This is a genomic window from Ferrimonas kyonanensis DSM 18153, from assembly GCF_000425405.1.
Lineage (GTDB): Bacteria > Pseudomonadota > Gammaproteobacteria > Enterobacterales > Shewanellaceae > Ferrimonas > Ferrimonas kyonanensis.
In genome coordinates, this window is sequence record NZ_AUDJ01000002.1 from 448,657 (window position 1) to 463,439 (window position 14,783).

Consider the following 14,783-nt stretch of genomic DNA (forward strand, 5'->3'; position numbering starts at 1 on the left):
TTAAGTTCCTTTTTTCATCACCGAGAAGCGCGACAATGCCAGTGCCCGGCTGTCACGGTAGTTCACCACCGGTGCCGGGTAATCGTCAGGGCGCCGTTCATCGTTCGGCATGTGAATCATTTTGTTATCTAAATCAGATAACTCTGGGACGTATTTACGAATGAAGTCACCCTGTGGATCGAATTTTTCGCTCTGCCGAATCGGATTGAACAGGCGAAAGTAAGGCTGCGCATCACAGCCGGTGCTGGCACACCACTGCCAGCCCCCGTTATTGGCAGCCAGGTCGCCGTCGATCAGGTGTTGTGAGAACCAGCGCTCACCGTGACGCCAGTCGATCAGCAGGTTTTTTGTCAGGAAGCTGGCGGTTACCATGCGCAGGCGATTGTGCATCCAGCCGCTGTGTTGCAGTTGGCGCATGCCCGCGTCCACCAGCGGGTAGCCGGTGCGTCCCTGGCACCAGGCATCAAACAGATCGGGTCGGTCATTCCATTGAATATTGTCACCCAGAGGATTGAAATTCTTACCTTTACAGAGTTTAGGCCAGGCTACGATCAGGTGCCGGTAAAATTCTCGCCAGGCCAATTCACTGAGCCAGGTGAAGGGCCCTGACTCGGCTTGCTCCAGAGCCCAGGGGGCTCGTAGCAGCAACTGGTGCAGGCATTGTCGCGGCGATATCATTCCCAAAGCCAGATAGGGGGACAGACGGCTGGTGGCGTCGATATCGGGAAGGTCCCGCTGCAGGTGGTACCGGTTGACCCGCTGGTCGACAAACTCGGCCAGCATGGTGCGAAGGCTTGACTCGCTCACCGCCCAGGCGCCGCTGCTTGTGGTGTGGACCGTCAATTGAATCGGTACCGGAGCCGCAAGGGCGGGGCCTGCGCTTGGGGCCGGCAGTGGCGCCGTCAGGGTTTGCCGCAGCTGTTGCAGCCAGCGGCGCCGAAACGGGGTAAACACCCGGTACATGTCGCCACTGTCGGTGGTGACGTTGCCAGGCGGCACCAGGCAGTCGCCGTGGTGCAGGGACAGCTCGATGCCGCTGTCGGCCACCCGCTGATCCCGCTGCTGCTCGTTGACTTCGTGGTCGCGGTTGGCAAACACCCGTTGACACTGCTGCTGCTGGCAGAACTGTTTCAGTGCCGCCGGAATGTCGCGGTACCAGGGCACCACCAGGTGGTGCAGGGGTATGCCAATGGCCGCCAGTTGCCGGCCTAGCAGATTCAGTGCCCGTTCGGTCAGATCCAATTGTATCGGCGCCACATGGTGGCTCTGCCACTGGGCCGGTGAACTGATGTACAGCGCGGTTACCGGAGCGCCGCTGGCCACCGCGGCCGTTAAAGCGGGGTTGTCCTCGATGCGCAGATCGCGCCGAAACCAGATCACTGTCATTGCAACGCCTCCTTGTGGCAGGGAACGGCCGCCAGCTCCAGCTCCTGGCTGTGCATCTGGGCGAACTCGCCAGTCAACAGCAGGCTGTGGCCGGCCTGAGTCAGTTGTCGAATAACGTTGAGGTCGCTGGCCGCCGGCTTGGCCGCAAGGTTCAGCAGCAGTGGCCGCGGCAGTAGCCTATCAAGTATCAGCGGCAGGCTGGTCAGGGTGGTCAGGGCCAGGGGCTGTACCCTGACGCCGGCCAGGGCCCACTCCAGATCCAGCAGTTGCCGGGAGATGGCAGGCGTTATGCCAAGGTGAATCAGGGCGACGGCGGGGCCGGGATTATTCTGGTTGGTCAGGGTAAACCGGGTCGACAGCCGCAGTGACAGTTGGGTCAGTAGCCAGCTGTCCAGCGCCTCGGCATCCGCCCGTGCTTGAATCTGTTTGTGCCATTGTGACAGCCAGGGCTGCAGCACCCGGTTGCTGACCAGGGAAAAGGGGTACATGGCCGTCAGGTGATCCAATTGCTGCTGCAATCCCTCGCCATTGAGGTTAAGAGCCTGAGCCATTAAGCCATCGATCTGTTGCTGCCAGTGATCGGCATCGACGTCGGCATTCGGGGTGTCGAGCAGGGGTTTGACCTGACTGATGGCCACCCCCTTTTCCAACCAGCCGACGATGGTCTCAATGGTGTCGATGTCTTGCTCGCTGTAGAGCCGGTGGCCTTTGGCAGTGCGCTGCGGATTCAGCAGGCCAAAGCGCCGCTGCCAGGCCCGAAGGGTGACCGAGTTGACGCCGGTGCGGGCCGAGACCTCACGGATCGGGTATTTCGCCAAGGTGTAATCAGTGTTCATAACGCAGTTGCATCTCTTCCGGGTGAGGATTCAGGTAAACCTGTTCGTTGATGTAGGGGTTGGGATACAGGGTCATGTAGTGCTTCAGTAGCGCGATTGGCGCCAGCAGAGGCAGCAGGCCGCGGCGATATTTATCGATGCACTCGGCCAGGGCGACTCGCTCCTGGCTGCTCAGTTCCCGTTTCAAATAGCCCTGAATGTGCTGTAGGACGTTGGTATGGGCCTTGCGGCTGGCGTGCCGTTTCAGCGCCCCCATAAACTGAGATTCATAGCGGTCGGCAAAGGTGGTCAGGTCGGAGCCGGCGTTGGCCAGCTCCTTGCCCAGGCTCTTGTACACCTGCAGATCGTGGGCCATCAACAGGTATTTGTATCTGGCGTGAAAGCGGTACAGGGCGTCGGCGCTGAGGCCTTGATGACGCAGTTGCTGCCAGTCGTGGTAGGCGAACACACGAGTGACAAAGTTCTCTCTCAGGTTGTGATCATTAAGACGGCCGTTCTCTTCTACCGGCAGGTTGGGATGGTCAATCATGATGCGCCGGGCAAAGACACCGATCCCTTCCCGGACCGAATTGTTGCTGTCTGGCTGGTACAGGCTGACCCGCTCCATGCCGCAGGTGGGGGATTTGGCGCAGAATACGTAACCACTGAGGTATCCCAGGGTGGCGGAAGTGGCGCGGGAGAAGTCGTTCAGCGGCTCGGTGACGTCGAAACTGCCGTCGGAGGCTTTAACCCGCACCTTGTCGGCGGCCACCAGGCGAATGGTCTGCCTCGGGGTGCCCATGCCGATGGCGACCTCGGGGCAGATGGGGCGAAACTGCACATGCTGGCCCAGGTCGTCCTGGCAGAAGCGGCTCTGCTTATGGCCGCCGTCAAAGCGCACTTTCTCTCCCAGCAGGCAGGCACTGATCCCCACTTGAATGCGGTGTTGGTTAAACTTGTACATGGCCTTTCCTCATGTATAACTTTAACGATAAAGCTAGACCATAGTTATACAGCTTTGCAAGTCTTGTACAATTAATTAGGCAAAAAAAATCCGCCAGCTGGCGGATTTTTTAATATGGATAGGGACTTAGACGTTGTCGAATTGGTAGACCGTATGGTGTTGATAGGTCTCGCCGGGGCGTAAAATCCCCTTGGTGTGCCCCGGTTGGTTAGGGGCATCGGGCCACAGGCCGGGCTCCAGCGCCATGCCTTGGTGGTGCTTGTAGCACTTGCCGTCATAGGCGGGGGTGCCTCCCAAATGGTTACCTGTGTACAACTGCAGGCCAGGTTGATCGCTGAGGAGCGTCAGCTTGATGCCGGAGGCCGGCGACAGCAGCTGTGCCCGGGTCTTGAGCTGGGCATCGTCGTCGGGCCACAGGTAGCAGTGGTCGAGACCGCCCACCTGGCGCAGTGCTTCCAATGGTTGGTCCATCAGCTCGCCGATGCTGGGGTTGGGGTTGAGATCCAGGGGATTACGGCTGGTCTCTTCCAGAGTGACCGGAATGCCTTCTTTGTCGGTCATGACAATGTAAGGCGCGTTACTGTGCAGTTGATAGCCGGTGATTGGCCCGCCGAGGTTAAAGTAACTGTGCTGGGTCAGGTTGACCGGGCAGGGGCGATCCACTTCGGCGTTCATGGTTACCAGCCATTGGCTGCCTTTGAGACGGTAGAACACCTCCAGTTGCAGGTTACCTGGGAAACCGGCCTCTCCGTGGGCGCTGCTGAGGCTGAGCTTGATGCCATCGTCGATGGGGGTCAGGGCAAACACCTTGTGATGGAATCCCGCCAGGCCACCATGGAGGTGGTGGGGATAGAGGTTGGCATCCAGCTCCAGTTCGTAGCCATCCACCAGGCAGCGGCCATTGGCGATGCGGTTGGCCCAGCGACCCACTACCGATCCCAGGCAGGCTTTCTGAGACAGGTAATCGCCGGCGCTGTCACATCCCAGAACCAGGTTTTGCCAGCGGCCATCCGGTCGCTTTAACTCCAGCTTGCGGACGATGCCACCCAACGCCAGTACTTCCAGGCGAAGGTGATCATTTTCAATCTGAATTCTTGGCAGCTCACCGACGCGGTAATGCTCCCAGGGGGACAGGGGGGTGATCTTAACGGACACGACAGGCTCCTGAACTGGCTCTTGTGCTGATGAAGGTAGCATAAAGCCCGGATTGTTGGGAAAATTCTTGCATAACTTGCTTAATAACTGCTGATTTTATAGCCGCAGGCATCAGTGCAACCACGTCGCCGTAGCAGCCTATGCCATTCATTCGAACCCCGCCTCGCTCCCCAAGGGCAGAGCGAACCACCCTGACCAGGGCATCGATGGCCGGGCTGGCCAGGGCATAGTCATCACTCAGAGATTGATGTGAACTGGCCATTAAGCGGCTAATGGCAGGGTAATCCTGCTGCACCAAGGCATCGGCCATCTCCAGTACCCGTTGATTCTCGCTGACCACGTGTCGGGCCCGTTGATACAACTCGGGGTGCATCTGCTGACGGGCTCCATTGAGCTGGTCTATGGTGACTTCCCGCAGAGTGGGCTGGTTAAAGAAGCGGGCGGCTTGCCGGCACTGGCCCTGTCGTTGTAGCTCCTTTTGCCAGTGGGGGCTGGTGCCGCCCTGAATATTGAACACCACCAGTTGTGCCGAATCGGGCAGGGGAATGCCTTGCCAACTGAGGCTTTTGCAATCGATAAGCGTGGCATGATCCTCGGTGGCGATGGCGCTGATCAACGGATCCACCAGACTGTCCTGACGGGCATTAACCTCGCGTTTGGCCTGTTGGCTGACCTGAGCGATGCCTTGTGGCGACAGTCCGAGGTGAAACAGGTCATTGAGGGCATAGGTCAGGACAACGCCCAGAGAGGCACTGTCTTTGAGGGCGACCCCAGGGGGTAAGGACGCATGCACCATGATGTTCAGCCCGTTGAGTCGATAGCCCCGGGCTTTGAGGGCCATCAAAACCCCTTGAAGGTGATTGATCCACATGGGATCTTTGTCCGAGGTCGGTGGGAAGTGGTCCGGATTCCAGTTGGCTTGACGCGACAGGTCGTCGCTTAGGCTGGCGTGAACCATGTTGCCTCGGGTTGGGGCCAGCATCAATGTGGTGCCGAACTCAATGGCGCAGGGCAGCACCAGACCGTTCTGGTTGCTGGTGGAGGCGCCCATCAGGTTGACCCGGCCGGGGGCGTGATAACAGGCATGGGGATCCCGACCGTATTGTTGCTGAAAACGGCGGCTGAGATCCTGCTGCAGTGTGCTCATGAGCCTGCCCCCGGCTCATGATGCGGGGGGCAGTGGTAGGGGGCCGGTAACGGTTGTCTCGGTCTCTGCCTGTCCATGTGCGATCCCAGAAGGTGAAATCAGTCGGTGTCCACCCTCATTGGGGTGAGTCTTAGTGCCTCATTGAGCATAGGGCATAGTGGCGTCACACGGCAATGTTAAACCATGCTCCATGGAGCGCTTCGATGACCGGGTCAGGAGTGAGACTGGTTCAGTTTGCGCAGGAAGTGAGTCAGCGAGCTGGTGGCATAGCAGGCGTTATGCTGGCGCACGTCCGGCCGATTTACCAACACGGTGCGAATGCCAAAACCTTGGGCAGTGTCCAGGTTGGCCGGTTGATCGTCAAACATCACCGCGTCGCAGCCTCGAAAACCAAACTTGGCGGCGATTTGCTCATAGGCATGAGGATCCGGCTTCATCTTAAAGCCGGTATCTTCGACGGAGAAGATCCCGTCAAAGCACTGGTCAATGCCGATGATGCCCATCAGACGACGGGCATAGGGAAGCGCTGCGTTGGTAAAGATGTAGCGCTTTTGCGGCAGGGCGTTCAACTGCTCGGCCAGATCGGCATTATGATGCAGTTTGCTGGTGTCGACGTCATGGGCGTAGACACTGAAATCGTCCAGATCCACTTCCGGATGGTGCTGCTGCAATCCGCGCAGGGTACCGCCGTACTTGTGGTAGTAGCCAAAACAGAGTTCGGTGGCTTGCTCCGGGCTCAGAGCCAGCTTGTCGGCAACGTAGTGCTTCATGCGCGAGCCGACCTGATCAAGGATTCCGGCATCGGGGTGGTACAGGGTGTTGTCGAGATCAAACAGAAAAACGGGGCGTTCTTGCAGGGGGCTCAATGGCAAACTCCTTATAATTAGCCGGGTAGAATATACCGTCCATGGCCCGCTCTCAAGAGATTGGCTGTGACCGGAATGAAAATGGCAGCGGGAAACCACTGCCGCCGTTGCCCTTGACCGCATGTTTTCGCTAACGCTGCATGGGTGATGATGAAGCGATATGTCGCCATCTGTTTTGAACTATGGGTTATCTTCGGTAATCTTGGTGACTGGATTTTGAAACAATCGCATGGATGGAGAGCAAACAATGACCCCAATGGAGCGCTGGAATACCCTGATCAGCAGCGGCGACGTATCGAGCCTGCCACAACTTCTGGCCGATGAGGTGTGTTTCTACAGCCCGGTGGTACACACCCCGCAGCGAGGCAAGGCGATCACCAACGCCTACCTGCAGGCGGCATTTTCAATTTTGATGACGCCGTCGTTCCGTTACGTCAACAAAATCGACGGCGGCAACCGCCTGTCGCTGGAGTTTGTTACTGAGATCGATGGCATCGAGATCAACGGTGTTGACCTGATTAGTTGCAACGATGACGGCCAGATCACCGAATTTAAAGTGATGATTCGTCCGTTAAAGGCCATCAACCTGGTGCACCAGAAAATGGCCGAATTGCTGCAGGCGTCGGCAGCGACCCGCTGAGTTCGATTCCTTCGCCCTGGCGCCATCTGCACGGCCGTTGAGTGTTGTGACGGCCACAGGGCATCGGCACCGCGGTTGCCATAAACCTGGAATCAGGGGCTTGTTTCCCCTGGATCAAGTTCCTATACTGCTCGGGTCTTGTCGGAGTGCCTTAGGGCTGAGACCGCGTTGCGGAATCCGTGGAACCTGAACAGGTTAGTACCTGCGTAGGAAAACAAGCTACAGCCAGAGTGTGCCCGAGATCCCTTACAAGTGACCGTGGATTTTTCGGGCATTGCCCTGGCTCAATTCTCGTTTCAGGAACCCGTCCGACAAGCAATTTCCCCTACCTATTTTGGAGATTGCTCATGTCGAACAGACGTCATAATCGTGAACACGCCCAGCGTTACCTCGATGGCCTCAAAGGCCACCCCTTTCCCAATTCAGAAAAACTCTACCTGACCGGCAGCCGCGACGATCTGCGGGTTGGCATGCGTGAGGTAAAACTGACGCCGTCGGTGATCGGTGGCGACCGCGCCAACCCCATTACCCGTGATAACGAATCCATTCCGGTGTACGACACCGCCGGCCCCTACAGCGATCCTGACAGTGACATCGATGTGCGTGTCGGCTTGGCGCCGTTGCGACGCCAGTGGATACTGGAGCGTGGCGATACCACCGAACTGACGTCGGTGAGTTCGGATTATACTCAGCAACGACTGGCGGACGCCGGCTTTGACCATCTGCGCTTTGAACAGTTACCTAAACCGCGTAAGGCCAAAGCCGGGGCTAATGTCAGTCAGTTGCACTACGCCAGAAACGGTGTCATTACACCGGAAATGGAGTACGTGGCGATTCGGGAAAACCTGGGTCGGCAGCGGTTGCGTAATGAGATTCTGACCCAGGCCCAGCCGGGTCAGAGCTTTGGTGCCAACCTGCCGGAGAACATTACCGCCGAGTTTGTTCGCAGTGAGGTCGCCGCCGGCCGCGCCATCATTCCGGCCAACATCAATCACCCGGAAGCGGAACCGATGATCATCGGCCGCAATTTTCTGGTCAAGGTCAATGCCAACATCGGCAACTCGTCGGTGAGTTCCTCCATCGAAGAGGAGGTCGAGAAACTGGTGTGGAGTTGCCGCTGGGGGGCCGACACCGTGATGGATCTCTCCACCGGTCGCCACATCCATGAGACTCGCGAATGGATCATCCGCAACAGTCCGGTGCCCATCGGCACCGTGCCCATCTATCAGGCGCTGGAAAAGGTCAATGGCATTGCCGAGGATCTGACCTGGCCCATCTTCCGCGATACCTTGATTGAGCAGGCGGAGCAGGGGGTGGATTATTTCACCATCCATGCCGGTGTGCTGCTTCGTTATGTGCCCATGACCGCAGAGCGGGTTACGGGCATCGTCAGCCGTGGTGGCTCCATCATGGCCAAGTGGTGCCTGTCTCATCACAAAGAAAACTTCCTGTATGAACACTTTGAGGCCATCTGTGAGCTGTGTGCTCAATACGACGTGGCATTGTCTCTGGGGGATGGCATGCGCCCTGGCAGCGTGGCCGATGCCAACGACCGGGCCCAGTTTGCCGAACTGGAAACCCTGGGCGAGCTGACCAAAATCGCCTGGAAACACGACGTTCAGACCATTATTGAAGGCCCCGGCCATGTGCCGATGCAGCTGATCAAGGTCAATATGGACAAGCAGTTGCAAGAGTGTTTCGAAGCGCCGTTTTACACCCTCGGTCCACAAATTACCGACATCGCACCGGGCTACGATCACTTCACCTCCGGCATCGGCGCGGCGATGATTGGCTGGTACGGCTGCGCCATGTTGTGCTACGTCACGCCGAAAGAGCACCTGGGATTACCGGATAAAGAGGACGTGAAACAGGGCTTGATCGCCTACAAGATTGCCGCCCATGCCGCCGACATCGCCAAAGGTCATCCCGGGGCGCAGATTCGAGACAATGCCCTGTCTCTGGCACGATTTGAATTCCGCTGGGAAGACCAGTTTAACTTGTCACTGGATCCTGAAACCGCCCGTGCCTATCACGATGCCTCTCTGCCGCAGGAAAGCGCTAAGGTGGCGCATTTCTGCTCCATGTGCGGACCGAAATTCTGTTCGATGAAAATCACCCAGGAGGTGCGTGACTACGCCGCCAAAAATGGCAGCGGAGATCCATTGGCCCAGGTGGTCGAAGTTCAGGATGACGCCGAGATTGCCAAGGGAATGGCTCAGCAATCCCAGGCGTTTCGGGACCAGGGTGGGCAGTTGTACCATGCCCTGGGCGGCGAAGAGACCCTGGAGACGCAGTCGTGACCGGGGCCGAACAGGGGCCGCGGCCCATCGTCTGGACCATTGCCGGCTCGGATTCCGGCGGTGGCGCCGGCCTACAGGCCGACCTGCTGACCATGGCCGATCTCGGCTGCCACGGCTGCAGTGTGGTGTCGGCCATCACCGCTCAAAACTCGGTGGCCGTCACCGCCGTAGAGCGAGTCAGCAACGCCACCTTCGTGGCCCAGCTTGATGCGCTCTGGGATGACCTGCGTCCGGCCGCCATCAAGATCGGTCTGTTGGCCGACGACGAACAGATTCAGTTGCTGGCCGACTGGTTGGCCGCTAGAGACCCATTGCCGGCGGTGATTCTGGATCCGGTGCTGGTGGCGTCGTCCGGCGCCAGGCTCAGCGGCCGCAAGGGGGCCGAACCCCGGTTTACCCCACTGTGGCCGTTCGTGGATGTGGTGACACCCAATGGCGATGAACTGGCGGCCCTGACCGGGCAACCGATCCCATCGCCCCGGGCTATGACCGACGCCGCCCGGGCGCTAATGGCCCAGGGGGCGCCGGCAGTGCTGGCAAAGGGGGGCCATTTCGACCTGATCCCTGGCCGCTGCATCGATCTCTATCTGGACGCAGAACGGCACTTTCTGATGGATGGCGAACGTCTGGCCGTAGACAACACCCATGGCAGCGGCTGCACCCTGGCGTCGGCTCTGGCCTGCTTCCTGGCATTGGGCTACGACCGTGAGGATGCGCTGGTGTTGACCCGGGCTTATCTGCATCAGGGCTTGCTTCAAAGCTATCGCCCTGGGCAGGGACAGGGGCCATTGGCGCGCACCGGTTGGCCCGAGCAGATGGCGGCGTTTCCTCGAGTGCCATTGGCCGGGGACGCACTGGAGCAGCAGTTTGGGTTTGCGGGCCCGTTTCGTCAGCCTCTGACCCCGTTCGCACGCTGCGATTCCTTGACCCTGGGAATCTATCCGGTGGTGGACTCCGTCGCTTGGGTCGAGCGGCTGTTGGCCCAGGGAGTTCGAACCTTGCAACTGCGAGTCAAGGGCCTGGATGAGACTCAGGCTCGGCCGTTGGTGCAACAGGCGGTGGCGTTGGCCCGGCGCTGCCAGGCTCGGTTGTTTATCAATGACTATTGGCAACTGGCCATCGATTGTGGCGCCTACGGCGTTCACCTGGGGCAGGAAGACATGGTGGATGCGGATCTGGAAGCCATTGCCCGGGCGGGTCTGAAACTGGGGCTATCGACTCATGGTTATTTCGAAATACTGCGGGCGGTGCAGCTGAATCCCAGCTACGTCGCCCTCGGGCACATCTTTCCCACCACCACCAAACAGATGCCTTCTCAGCCCCAGGGATTGACGCGATTGAGGCGATACAACCGCCTGCTCGCGGGCCAGTGGCCCACGGTGGCCATCGGCGGCATCGATTTGCACCGGGCCGAGCCCGTGTCCCGTTGTGGCGTGGGCAGTGTGGCCGTGGTGCGGGCGGTTACCGAGGCGCCGGACGTCAACCGGGCGCTGGAGGGCTTGTATCACGCCTTTGAGCAGGGGCGGCCGCAACGGGAGGCGCTGTATGCTGAATGATGCCGATTACCTGCGCTTCGGTCGGCAGATATTGCTGGCGAACTGGGGCGAGCAAGGCCAGCAGCAGCTGGCGGACAAGTGCGTTGCTATTTTCGGTCTCGGTGGCCTGGGGGTGCCGGCATTGGTCAACCTGGCCGGGGCGGGCGTCGGCCGGTTACGGCTGATCGATGCCGATACCGTGTCGCTGTCCAACCTGCCGCGGCAATGGTTGTACCGGCCAGAGCAGCAGGGGATGGCCAAGGTGCAGGCGGCCAAGGACTGGGCCCTGGCCCACAATCCGGCCCTGCAGGTCGAAGCGATGGTGGCGATGGCGGAGGAGAGCGCTATGGCGGCGCTGCTTCAGCGGGTGGATCTGGTGTTGGATTGCACCGACAACCTCGAGGCCCGTCACTGCATCAACCGTCACTGTGTCGCCCTGGGACTGCCTTTGGTTACGGCGGCGGCGGTGGGCTGGCAGGGGCAACTGCAACTGGTGGATGGTCAGGGGCCGTGTTTCGCCTGTTTCAGCCCGGTTAACGATCAGGCCACACCCCGAAGCTGCCGCGAGGCCGGTGTGGCGGGGCCGGTATTGACATCGGTAGCCGGTATGCAGGCGTTAATCGCCATTCGTCGGTTGCTGGGGCTTTCGGTGCCCGGCGATCGGGTGCAGCGTTTTGATGCTCAAACCCTGAGTTGGCGTTCGTTCGATCTCGAACGAGTGCCGCACTGCCCTGTGTGTGGAGAACCGCAATGATCAAGATAGAGGTCAACGGTGAGTCTCGAGCCATTGCCCCAATGGCCCTGTCCGGGCTACTCACTCAACTGAATCAACAACAGCCCGGGGTGGCGGTGGCGGTAAACAACCGCATCGTGCCACGAAACAGCTGGTCACAGACTCCACTTCGGGAAGGTGACAGCGTCGATATTTTCAGTGTAATTGCAGGAGGCTGATGTGCTTACCATTGCCGATAAAACCTTTGACTCCAGGCTGTTCAGCGGCACCGGAAAATTTGCCTCAGAGACGCTGATGATCGATGCTTTGGCGGCCAGCGGCTCGCAACTGGTCACCCTGGCCCTGAAACGGGTCGATCTCAGTGGCGGACGGGGCGATCTCTATGGGCCCATTCGTGAACTGGGCGTGAATCTGCTGCCCAACACCTCGGGGGCCAAGACCGCGGAGGAAGCGGTGTACGCGGCGCACCTGGCCCGGGAAGCACTGGGAACCCAGTGGCTTAAGCTGGAGATCCACCCGGATCCCCGCTATCTGCTGCCGGATCCCATCGAAACCCTCAAGGCTGCGGAGCAGTTGTGCCGGGAAGGCTTCGTGGTGTTGCCCTACTGCCACGCCGATCCGGTGCTGTGCAAACGATTGGAGGAGGTAGGGTGTGCCGCAGTGATGCCGCTAGGCGCGCCGATCGGCTCCAATCAAGGGCTGGCGACTCGTGAATTTTTGAAGATCATTATTGAACAGGCCGGTGTGCCGGTGGTGGTGGATGCCGGGATCGGCGCGCCCTCACAGGGTGCCGACGCCATGGAGTTGGGGGCCGACGCAGTATTGGTGAACACCGCCATTGCCGTTGCCCGGGATCCGGTGGCCATGGCCACGGCCTTCAAGCTGGCGGTGCAGGCCGGCCGTCAGGCCTACGAGGCGGGCTTGGGTCAGGTCTCCTTCCAGGCCAGCGCGTCCAGTCCGCTGACCGGATTTCTGGGGTAGTCCATGAGTTTTTATGACCTGTGGCAACAGCAGCAATGGGACCACCTGGCTCTGAGCATCCATGCCACCAGCGAACAGGCGGTTCGGCAGGCTCTGGCACGCCCACGCCTGGATTGGCAGGGGTTTATGGCGCTGATCTCACCGGCGGCCACGCCGTTCCTGGAACAGATGGCCACGCGGGCTCAGGCTCTGACCCGCCAGCGTTTCGGCAACACCATGGGGTTGTATGTGCCGCTGTACCTGTCCAACCTGTGCGCCAATGAGTGCGACTACTGCGGCTTTGCCATGAGCAACCGCATAAAGCGCCATACGTTGACCGACGATGAACTGGACAGGGAGATGGATGCCATCAAGGCGCTGGGCTTCGATGCGATCCTGTTGGTGACCGGCGAGCATGAGACTAAGGTGGGAATGGCGTATTTTCGGCGCGTACTGCCGCGAATCAAGGCTCGGTTTTCGACGGTGATGATGGAGGTACAGCCGTTGGAAAGCCAACACTATGCCGAGCTCAGGGCGCTGGGCCTGGACGCGGTGATGGTGTACCAGGAGAGCTATCACCGTCCCACCTATGGCCAGCATCATCTGCGGGGCAACAAGCAGGATTTTCGTTTTCGGCTGGAGACGCCGGATCGCCTCGGGCAGGCGGGCGTCGACAAAATTGGCATTGGCGCATTGTATGGCCTGGCCGATTGGCGGGTGGAAGCGGCCATGGTCGCCCTGCATCTGGACTATTTGCAGCGCCGCTATTGGCGCAGTCGCTATTCGGTTTCCTTCCCCAGACTGCGTCCCTGTACCGGCGGTGTCGAACCGGTGAGTCCTGTGGGTGAGCGGGAGTTGTTGCAGTTGATCTGTGCCTTGCGGTTATTTGGTCCGGAGTTGGAGTTGTCGCTGTCGACCCGGGAATCCGCCAGTTTCAGGGACAACGTGATGACTCTGGGGCCGACCACCATGAGTGCCGGGTCCAGCACCCGGCCTGGCGGCTATGCCGACGCCAGCGAAGATCTGGCTCAGTTTTCCATTGATGATGCCCGATCACCAGAACGGGTGGCCAGTGCCATTGAGGCAGCCGGGCTGACGCCGGTGTGGAAGGATTGGGACCGGGCGTTGACCGGACATTAAAACAAGGCGCCATGGGCGCCTTTTTCATTTGTCTGAGGAAACTTTAATCCTCAAACCCCTCGAGCACTATTTTGCCCTTGGCGGTGCCCGACTCCAGCAGGGTATGAGCCCGGTGCAGGTTGGCCACCGAGATGGAACCAAAGTGGGCATCGGCGGTGCTGATCACCGCGCCGGACTCCACCAGGTCCGCCACCTTGTTCAGCAACTGTTGTTGCTTGACTCTGTCCGCAGTCGAAAACAGCGAGCGGGTAAACATAAACTCCCAGTGCAATGAGATGCTCTTCTGCTTAAAGGGCATGATGTCCAGGCTGGGGGCGTCGTCGATCAGTGCCAGTTGTCCCTGTGGCGCGATCAGCTTGGCTATCTCTGGCCAGTGGTGTTCGCTGTGGGTCAGGCTGACGACGTCGGTGACCCCGTCGATGCCGGCCTCGGCCAGTGCCTCGGACAGTGGTTGGCGGTGATCGATAACCGCATCCGCCCCTAAGCGCTTGACCCAATCCTGGGTTTGCGGCCGAGACGCGGTTGCGACAATTCGAATGTCGGTCAGGTGGTTGGCCAGTTGCAGCAGGATCGAGCCAACGCCACCGGCGGCGCCGATGACCAGCAGAGTCCGCTGACTGAGATCGGCGTTGGGATCCAGTTTCAGTCGGTCGAACAGGATCTCCCAGGCGGTGATGGTGGTCAGGGGCAGGGCGGCGGCCTGAGCAAAACTGAGGTTAGCGGGTTTGCGACCAACCAACTCCTGGTGCACCAACTGGTATTCGGCGTTGCTGCCCGGGCGGGTCAGATCGCCGGCGTACCACACTTGATCGCCCACCTTAAAGTCGGTCACCTTATCGCCAATGGCGACCACTTCCCCCGCCGCATCCCAGCCGAGGATCTTATAGCCGTCATTGAGGCCGTCGACGCCGCTGGCCCGCTGGCGAACCTTGGTGTCCACCGGATTGACCGAGATGGCGTGCACGCGAACCAGCAGATCGTCACCGCTGGCGCCGGGCATGGGCAGTTCAATGGATTGCAGCTGGGTGGTGCTGCTCAGTGGATGGGGATGACGGTATCCGATGGCTTTCATGGGGGCTCTCCGCTATTCAAATTAATGCCGTAGCCGCTGGGCTTCGGCAAGCTGAACTCAGTCTATTTGA

At 59.7% G+C, this 14,783-nt stretch carries 14 protein-coding genes and 1 riboswitch; of the genes, 7 read left to right on the forward strand and 7 right to left on the reverse strand.

Going from position 1 to position 14,783, the window contains the following annotated elements; translation table 11 throughout:
- The 6 genes from phrB to H598_RS0104600 all read right to left on the reverse strand — a co-directional run bounded on the left by phrB (position 1) and on the right by H598_RS0104600 (position 6,333).
- A complete protein-coding gene (phrB, locus tag H598_RS0104575; protein WP_035415255.1) occupies positions 1 to 1,386 on the reverse strand; it encodes a deoxyribodipyrimidine photo-lyase in 1,386 nt (461 codons plus the stop codon).
- Positions 1,383 to 2,222, reverse strand: a complete 840-nt coding sequence (locus H598_RS25435; RefSeq protein WP_051252395.1) for a MerR family transcriptional regulator — start codon at positions 2,220 to 2,222, stop codon at positions 1,383 to 1,385. The genes phrB and H598_RS25435 overlap by 4 nt, the downstream gene beginning before the upstream one ends.
- Positions 2,212 to 3,165 (reverse strand): YbgA family protein, encoded by a 954-nt coding sequence (locus H598_RS0104585; RefSeq protein WP_028111954.1) that lies wholly within the window; start codon positions 3,163 to 3,165, stop codon positions 2,212 to 2,214. Before H598_RS0104585 ends, H598_RS25435 begins: the two co-directional genes overlap by 11 nt.
- 126 nt (positions 3,166 to 3,291) lie before the next feature.
- Positions 3,292 to 4,320 carry an aldose epimerase family protein gene (locus tag H598_RS0104590; RefSeq protein WP_028111955.1) on the reverse strand — a complete coding sequence of 343 codons (1,029 nt, stop codon included), beginning with the start codon at positions 4,318 to 4,320 and terminating at the stop codon, positions 3,292 to 3,294.
- On the reverse strand, positions 4,310 to 5,467 hold the full coding sequence (locus H598_RS0104595; RefSeq protein ID WP_028111956.1) for a galactokinase family protein: 1,158 nt from the start codon (positions 5,465 to 5,467) through the stop codon (positions 4,310 to 4,312). The genes H598_RS0104590 and H598_RS0104595 overlap by 11 nt, the downstream gene beginning before the upstream one ends.
- A gap of 212 nt (positions 5,468 to 5,679) precedes the next feature.
- A complete protein-coding gene (locus H598_RS0104600; RefSeq protein WP_028111957.1) occupies positions 5,680 to 6,333 on the reverse strand; it encodes a pyrimidine 5'-nucleotidase in 654 nt (217 codons plus the stop codon).
- A gap of 247 nt (positions 6,334 to 6,580) precedes the next feature.
- Between H598_RS0104600 and H598_RS0104605 the strand changes: the two genes are divergently transcribed.
- From H598_RS0104605 to thiH, 7 genes are all read left to right on the forward strand, one after another.
- On the forward strand, positions 6,581 to 6,973 hold the full coding sequence (locus H598_RS0104605; protein ID WP_035415257.1) for a nuclear transport factor 2 family protein: 393 nt from the start codon (positions 6,581 to 6,583) through the stop codon (positions 6,971 to 6,973).
- 132 nt (positions 6,974 to 7,105) lie between these two features.
- A riboswitch (TPP riboswitch) is annotated at positions 7,106 to 7,204 on the forward strand.
- A gap of 116 nt (positions 7,205 to 7,320) precedes the next feature.
- A complete protein-coding gene (gene thiC / locus H598_RS0104610; RefSeq protein WP_051252396.1) occupies positions 7,321 to 9,273 on the forward strand; it encodes a phosphomethylpyrimidine synthase ThiC in 1,953 nt (650 codons plus the stop codon).
- Positions 9,270 to 10,829 (forward strand): thiamine phosphate synthase, encoded by a 1,560-nt coding sequence (thiE, locus tag H598_RS23335; RefSeq protein ID WP_035415259.1) that lies wholly within the window; start codon positions 9,270 to 9,272, stop codon positions 10,827 to 10,829. The genes thiC and thiE overlap by 4 nt, the downstream gene beginning before the upstream one ends.
- Complete coding sequence (locus tag H598_RS0104620; RefSeq protein WP_028111960.1) at positions 10,819 to 11,562, forward strand: HesA/MoeB/ThiF family protein; 744 nt, start codon at positions 10,819 to 10,821, stop codon at positions 11,560 to 11,562. Before thiE ends, H598_RS0104620 begins: the two co-directional genes overlap by 11 nt.
- Positions 11,559 to 11,759, forward strand: a complete 201-nt coding sequence (gene thiS / locus H598_RS0104625) for a sulfur carrier protein ThiS (RefSeq protein ID WP_035415261.1) — start codon at positions 11,559 to 11,561, stop codon at positions 11,757 to 11,759. The genes H598_RS0104620 and thiS overlap by 4 nt, the downstream gene beginning before the upstream one ends.
- 1 nt (position 11,760) lies before the next feature.
- Positions 11,761 to 12,522, forward strand: a complete 762-nt coding sequence (locus H598_RS0104630) for a thiazole synthase (protein WP_028111962.1) — start codon at positions 11,761 to 11,763, stop codon at positions 12,520 to 12,522.
- A gap of 3 nt (positions 12,523 to 12,525) precedes the next feature.
- On the forward strand, positions 12,526 to 13,641 hold the full coding sequence (gene thiH, locus H598_RS0104635; protein ID WP_028111963.1) for a 2-iminoacetate synthase ThiH: 1,116 nt from the start codon (positions 12,526 to 12,528) through the stop codon (positions 13,639 to 13,641).
- 43 nt (positions 13,642 to 13,684) lie between these two features.
- Here thiH and H598_RS0104640 read toward each other — a convergent pair whose 3' ends face one another.
- Entirely contained in the window at positions 13,685 to 14,713 is a 1,029-nt protein-coding gene (locus tag H598_RS0104640) for a zinc-binding alcohol dehydrogenase family protein (protein WP_028111964.1), read from the reverse strand.
- Between the last annotated feature and the right edge of the window lie 70 nt (positions 14,714 to 14,783).

Coding starts and splice junctions, on each gene's coding strand:
- phrB (WP_035415255.1), bottom strand. CDS start 1,386: ATGACAGTGATCTGGTTTCGGCGCGATCTGCGCATCGAGGACAACCCC.
- H598_RS25435 (WP_051252395.1), bottom strand. CDS start 2,222: ATGAACACTGATTACACCTTGGCGAAATACCCGATCCGTGAGGTCTCG.
- H598_RS0104585 (WP_028111954.1), bottom strand. CDS start 3,165: ATGTACAAGTTTAACCAACACCGCATTCAAGTGGGGATCAGTGCCTGC.
- H598_RS0104595 (WP_028111956.1), bottom strand. CDS start 5,467: ATGAGCACACTGCAGCAGGATCTCAGCCGCCGTTTTCAGCAACAATAC.
- H598_RS0104605 (WP_035415257.1), top strand. CDS start 6,581: ATGACCCCAATGGAGCGCTGGAATACCCTGATCAGCAGCGGCGACGTA.
- thiC (WP_051252396.1), top strand. CDS start 7,321: ATGTCGAACAGACGTCATAATCGTGAACACGCCCAGCGTTACCTCGAT.
- H598_RS0104620 (WP_028111960.1), top strand. CDS start 10,819: ATGCTGAATGATGCCGATTACCTGCGCTTCGGTCGGCAGATATTGCTG.
- thiS (WP_035415261.1), top strand. CDS start 11,559: ATGATCAAGATAGAGGTCAACGGTGAGTCTCGAGCCATTGCCCCAATG.
- thiH (WP_028111963.1), top strand. CDS start 12,526: ATGAGTTTTTATGACCTGTGGCAACAGCAGCAATGGGACCACCTGGCT.
- H598_RS0104640 (WP_028111964.1), bottom strand. CDS start 14,713: ATGAAAGCCATCGGATACCGTCATCCCCATCCACTGAGCAGCACCACC.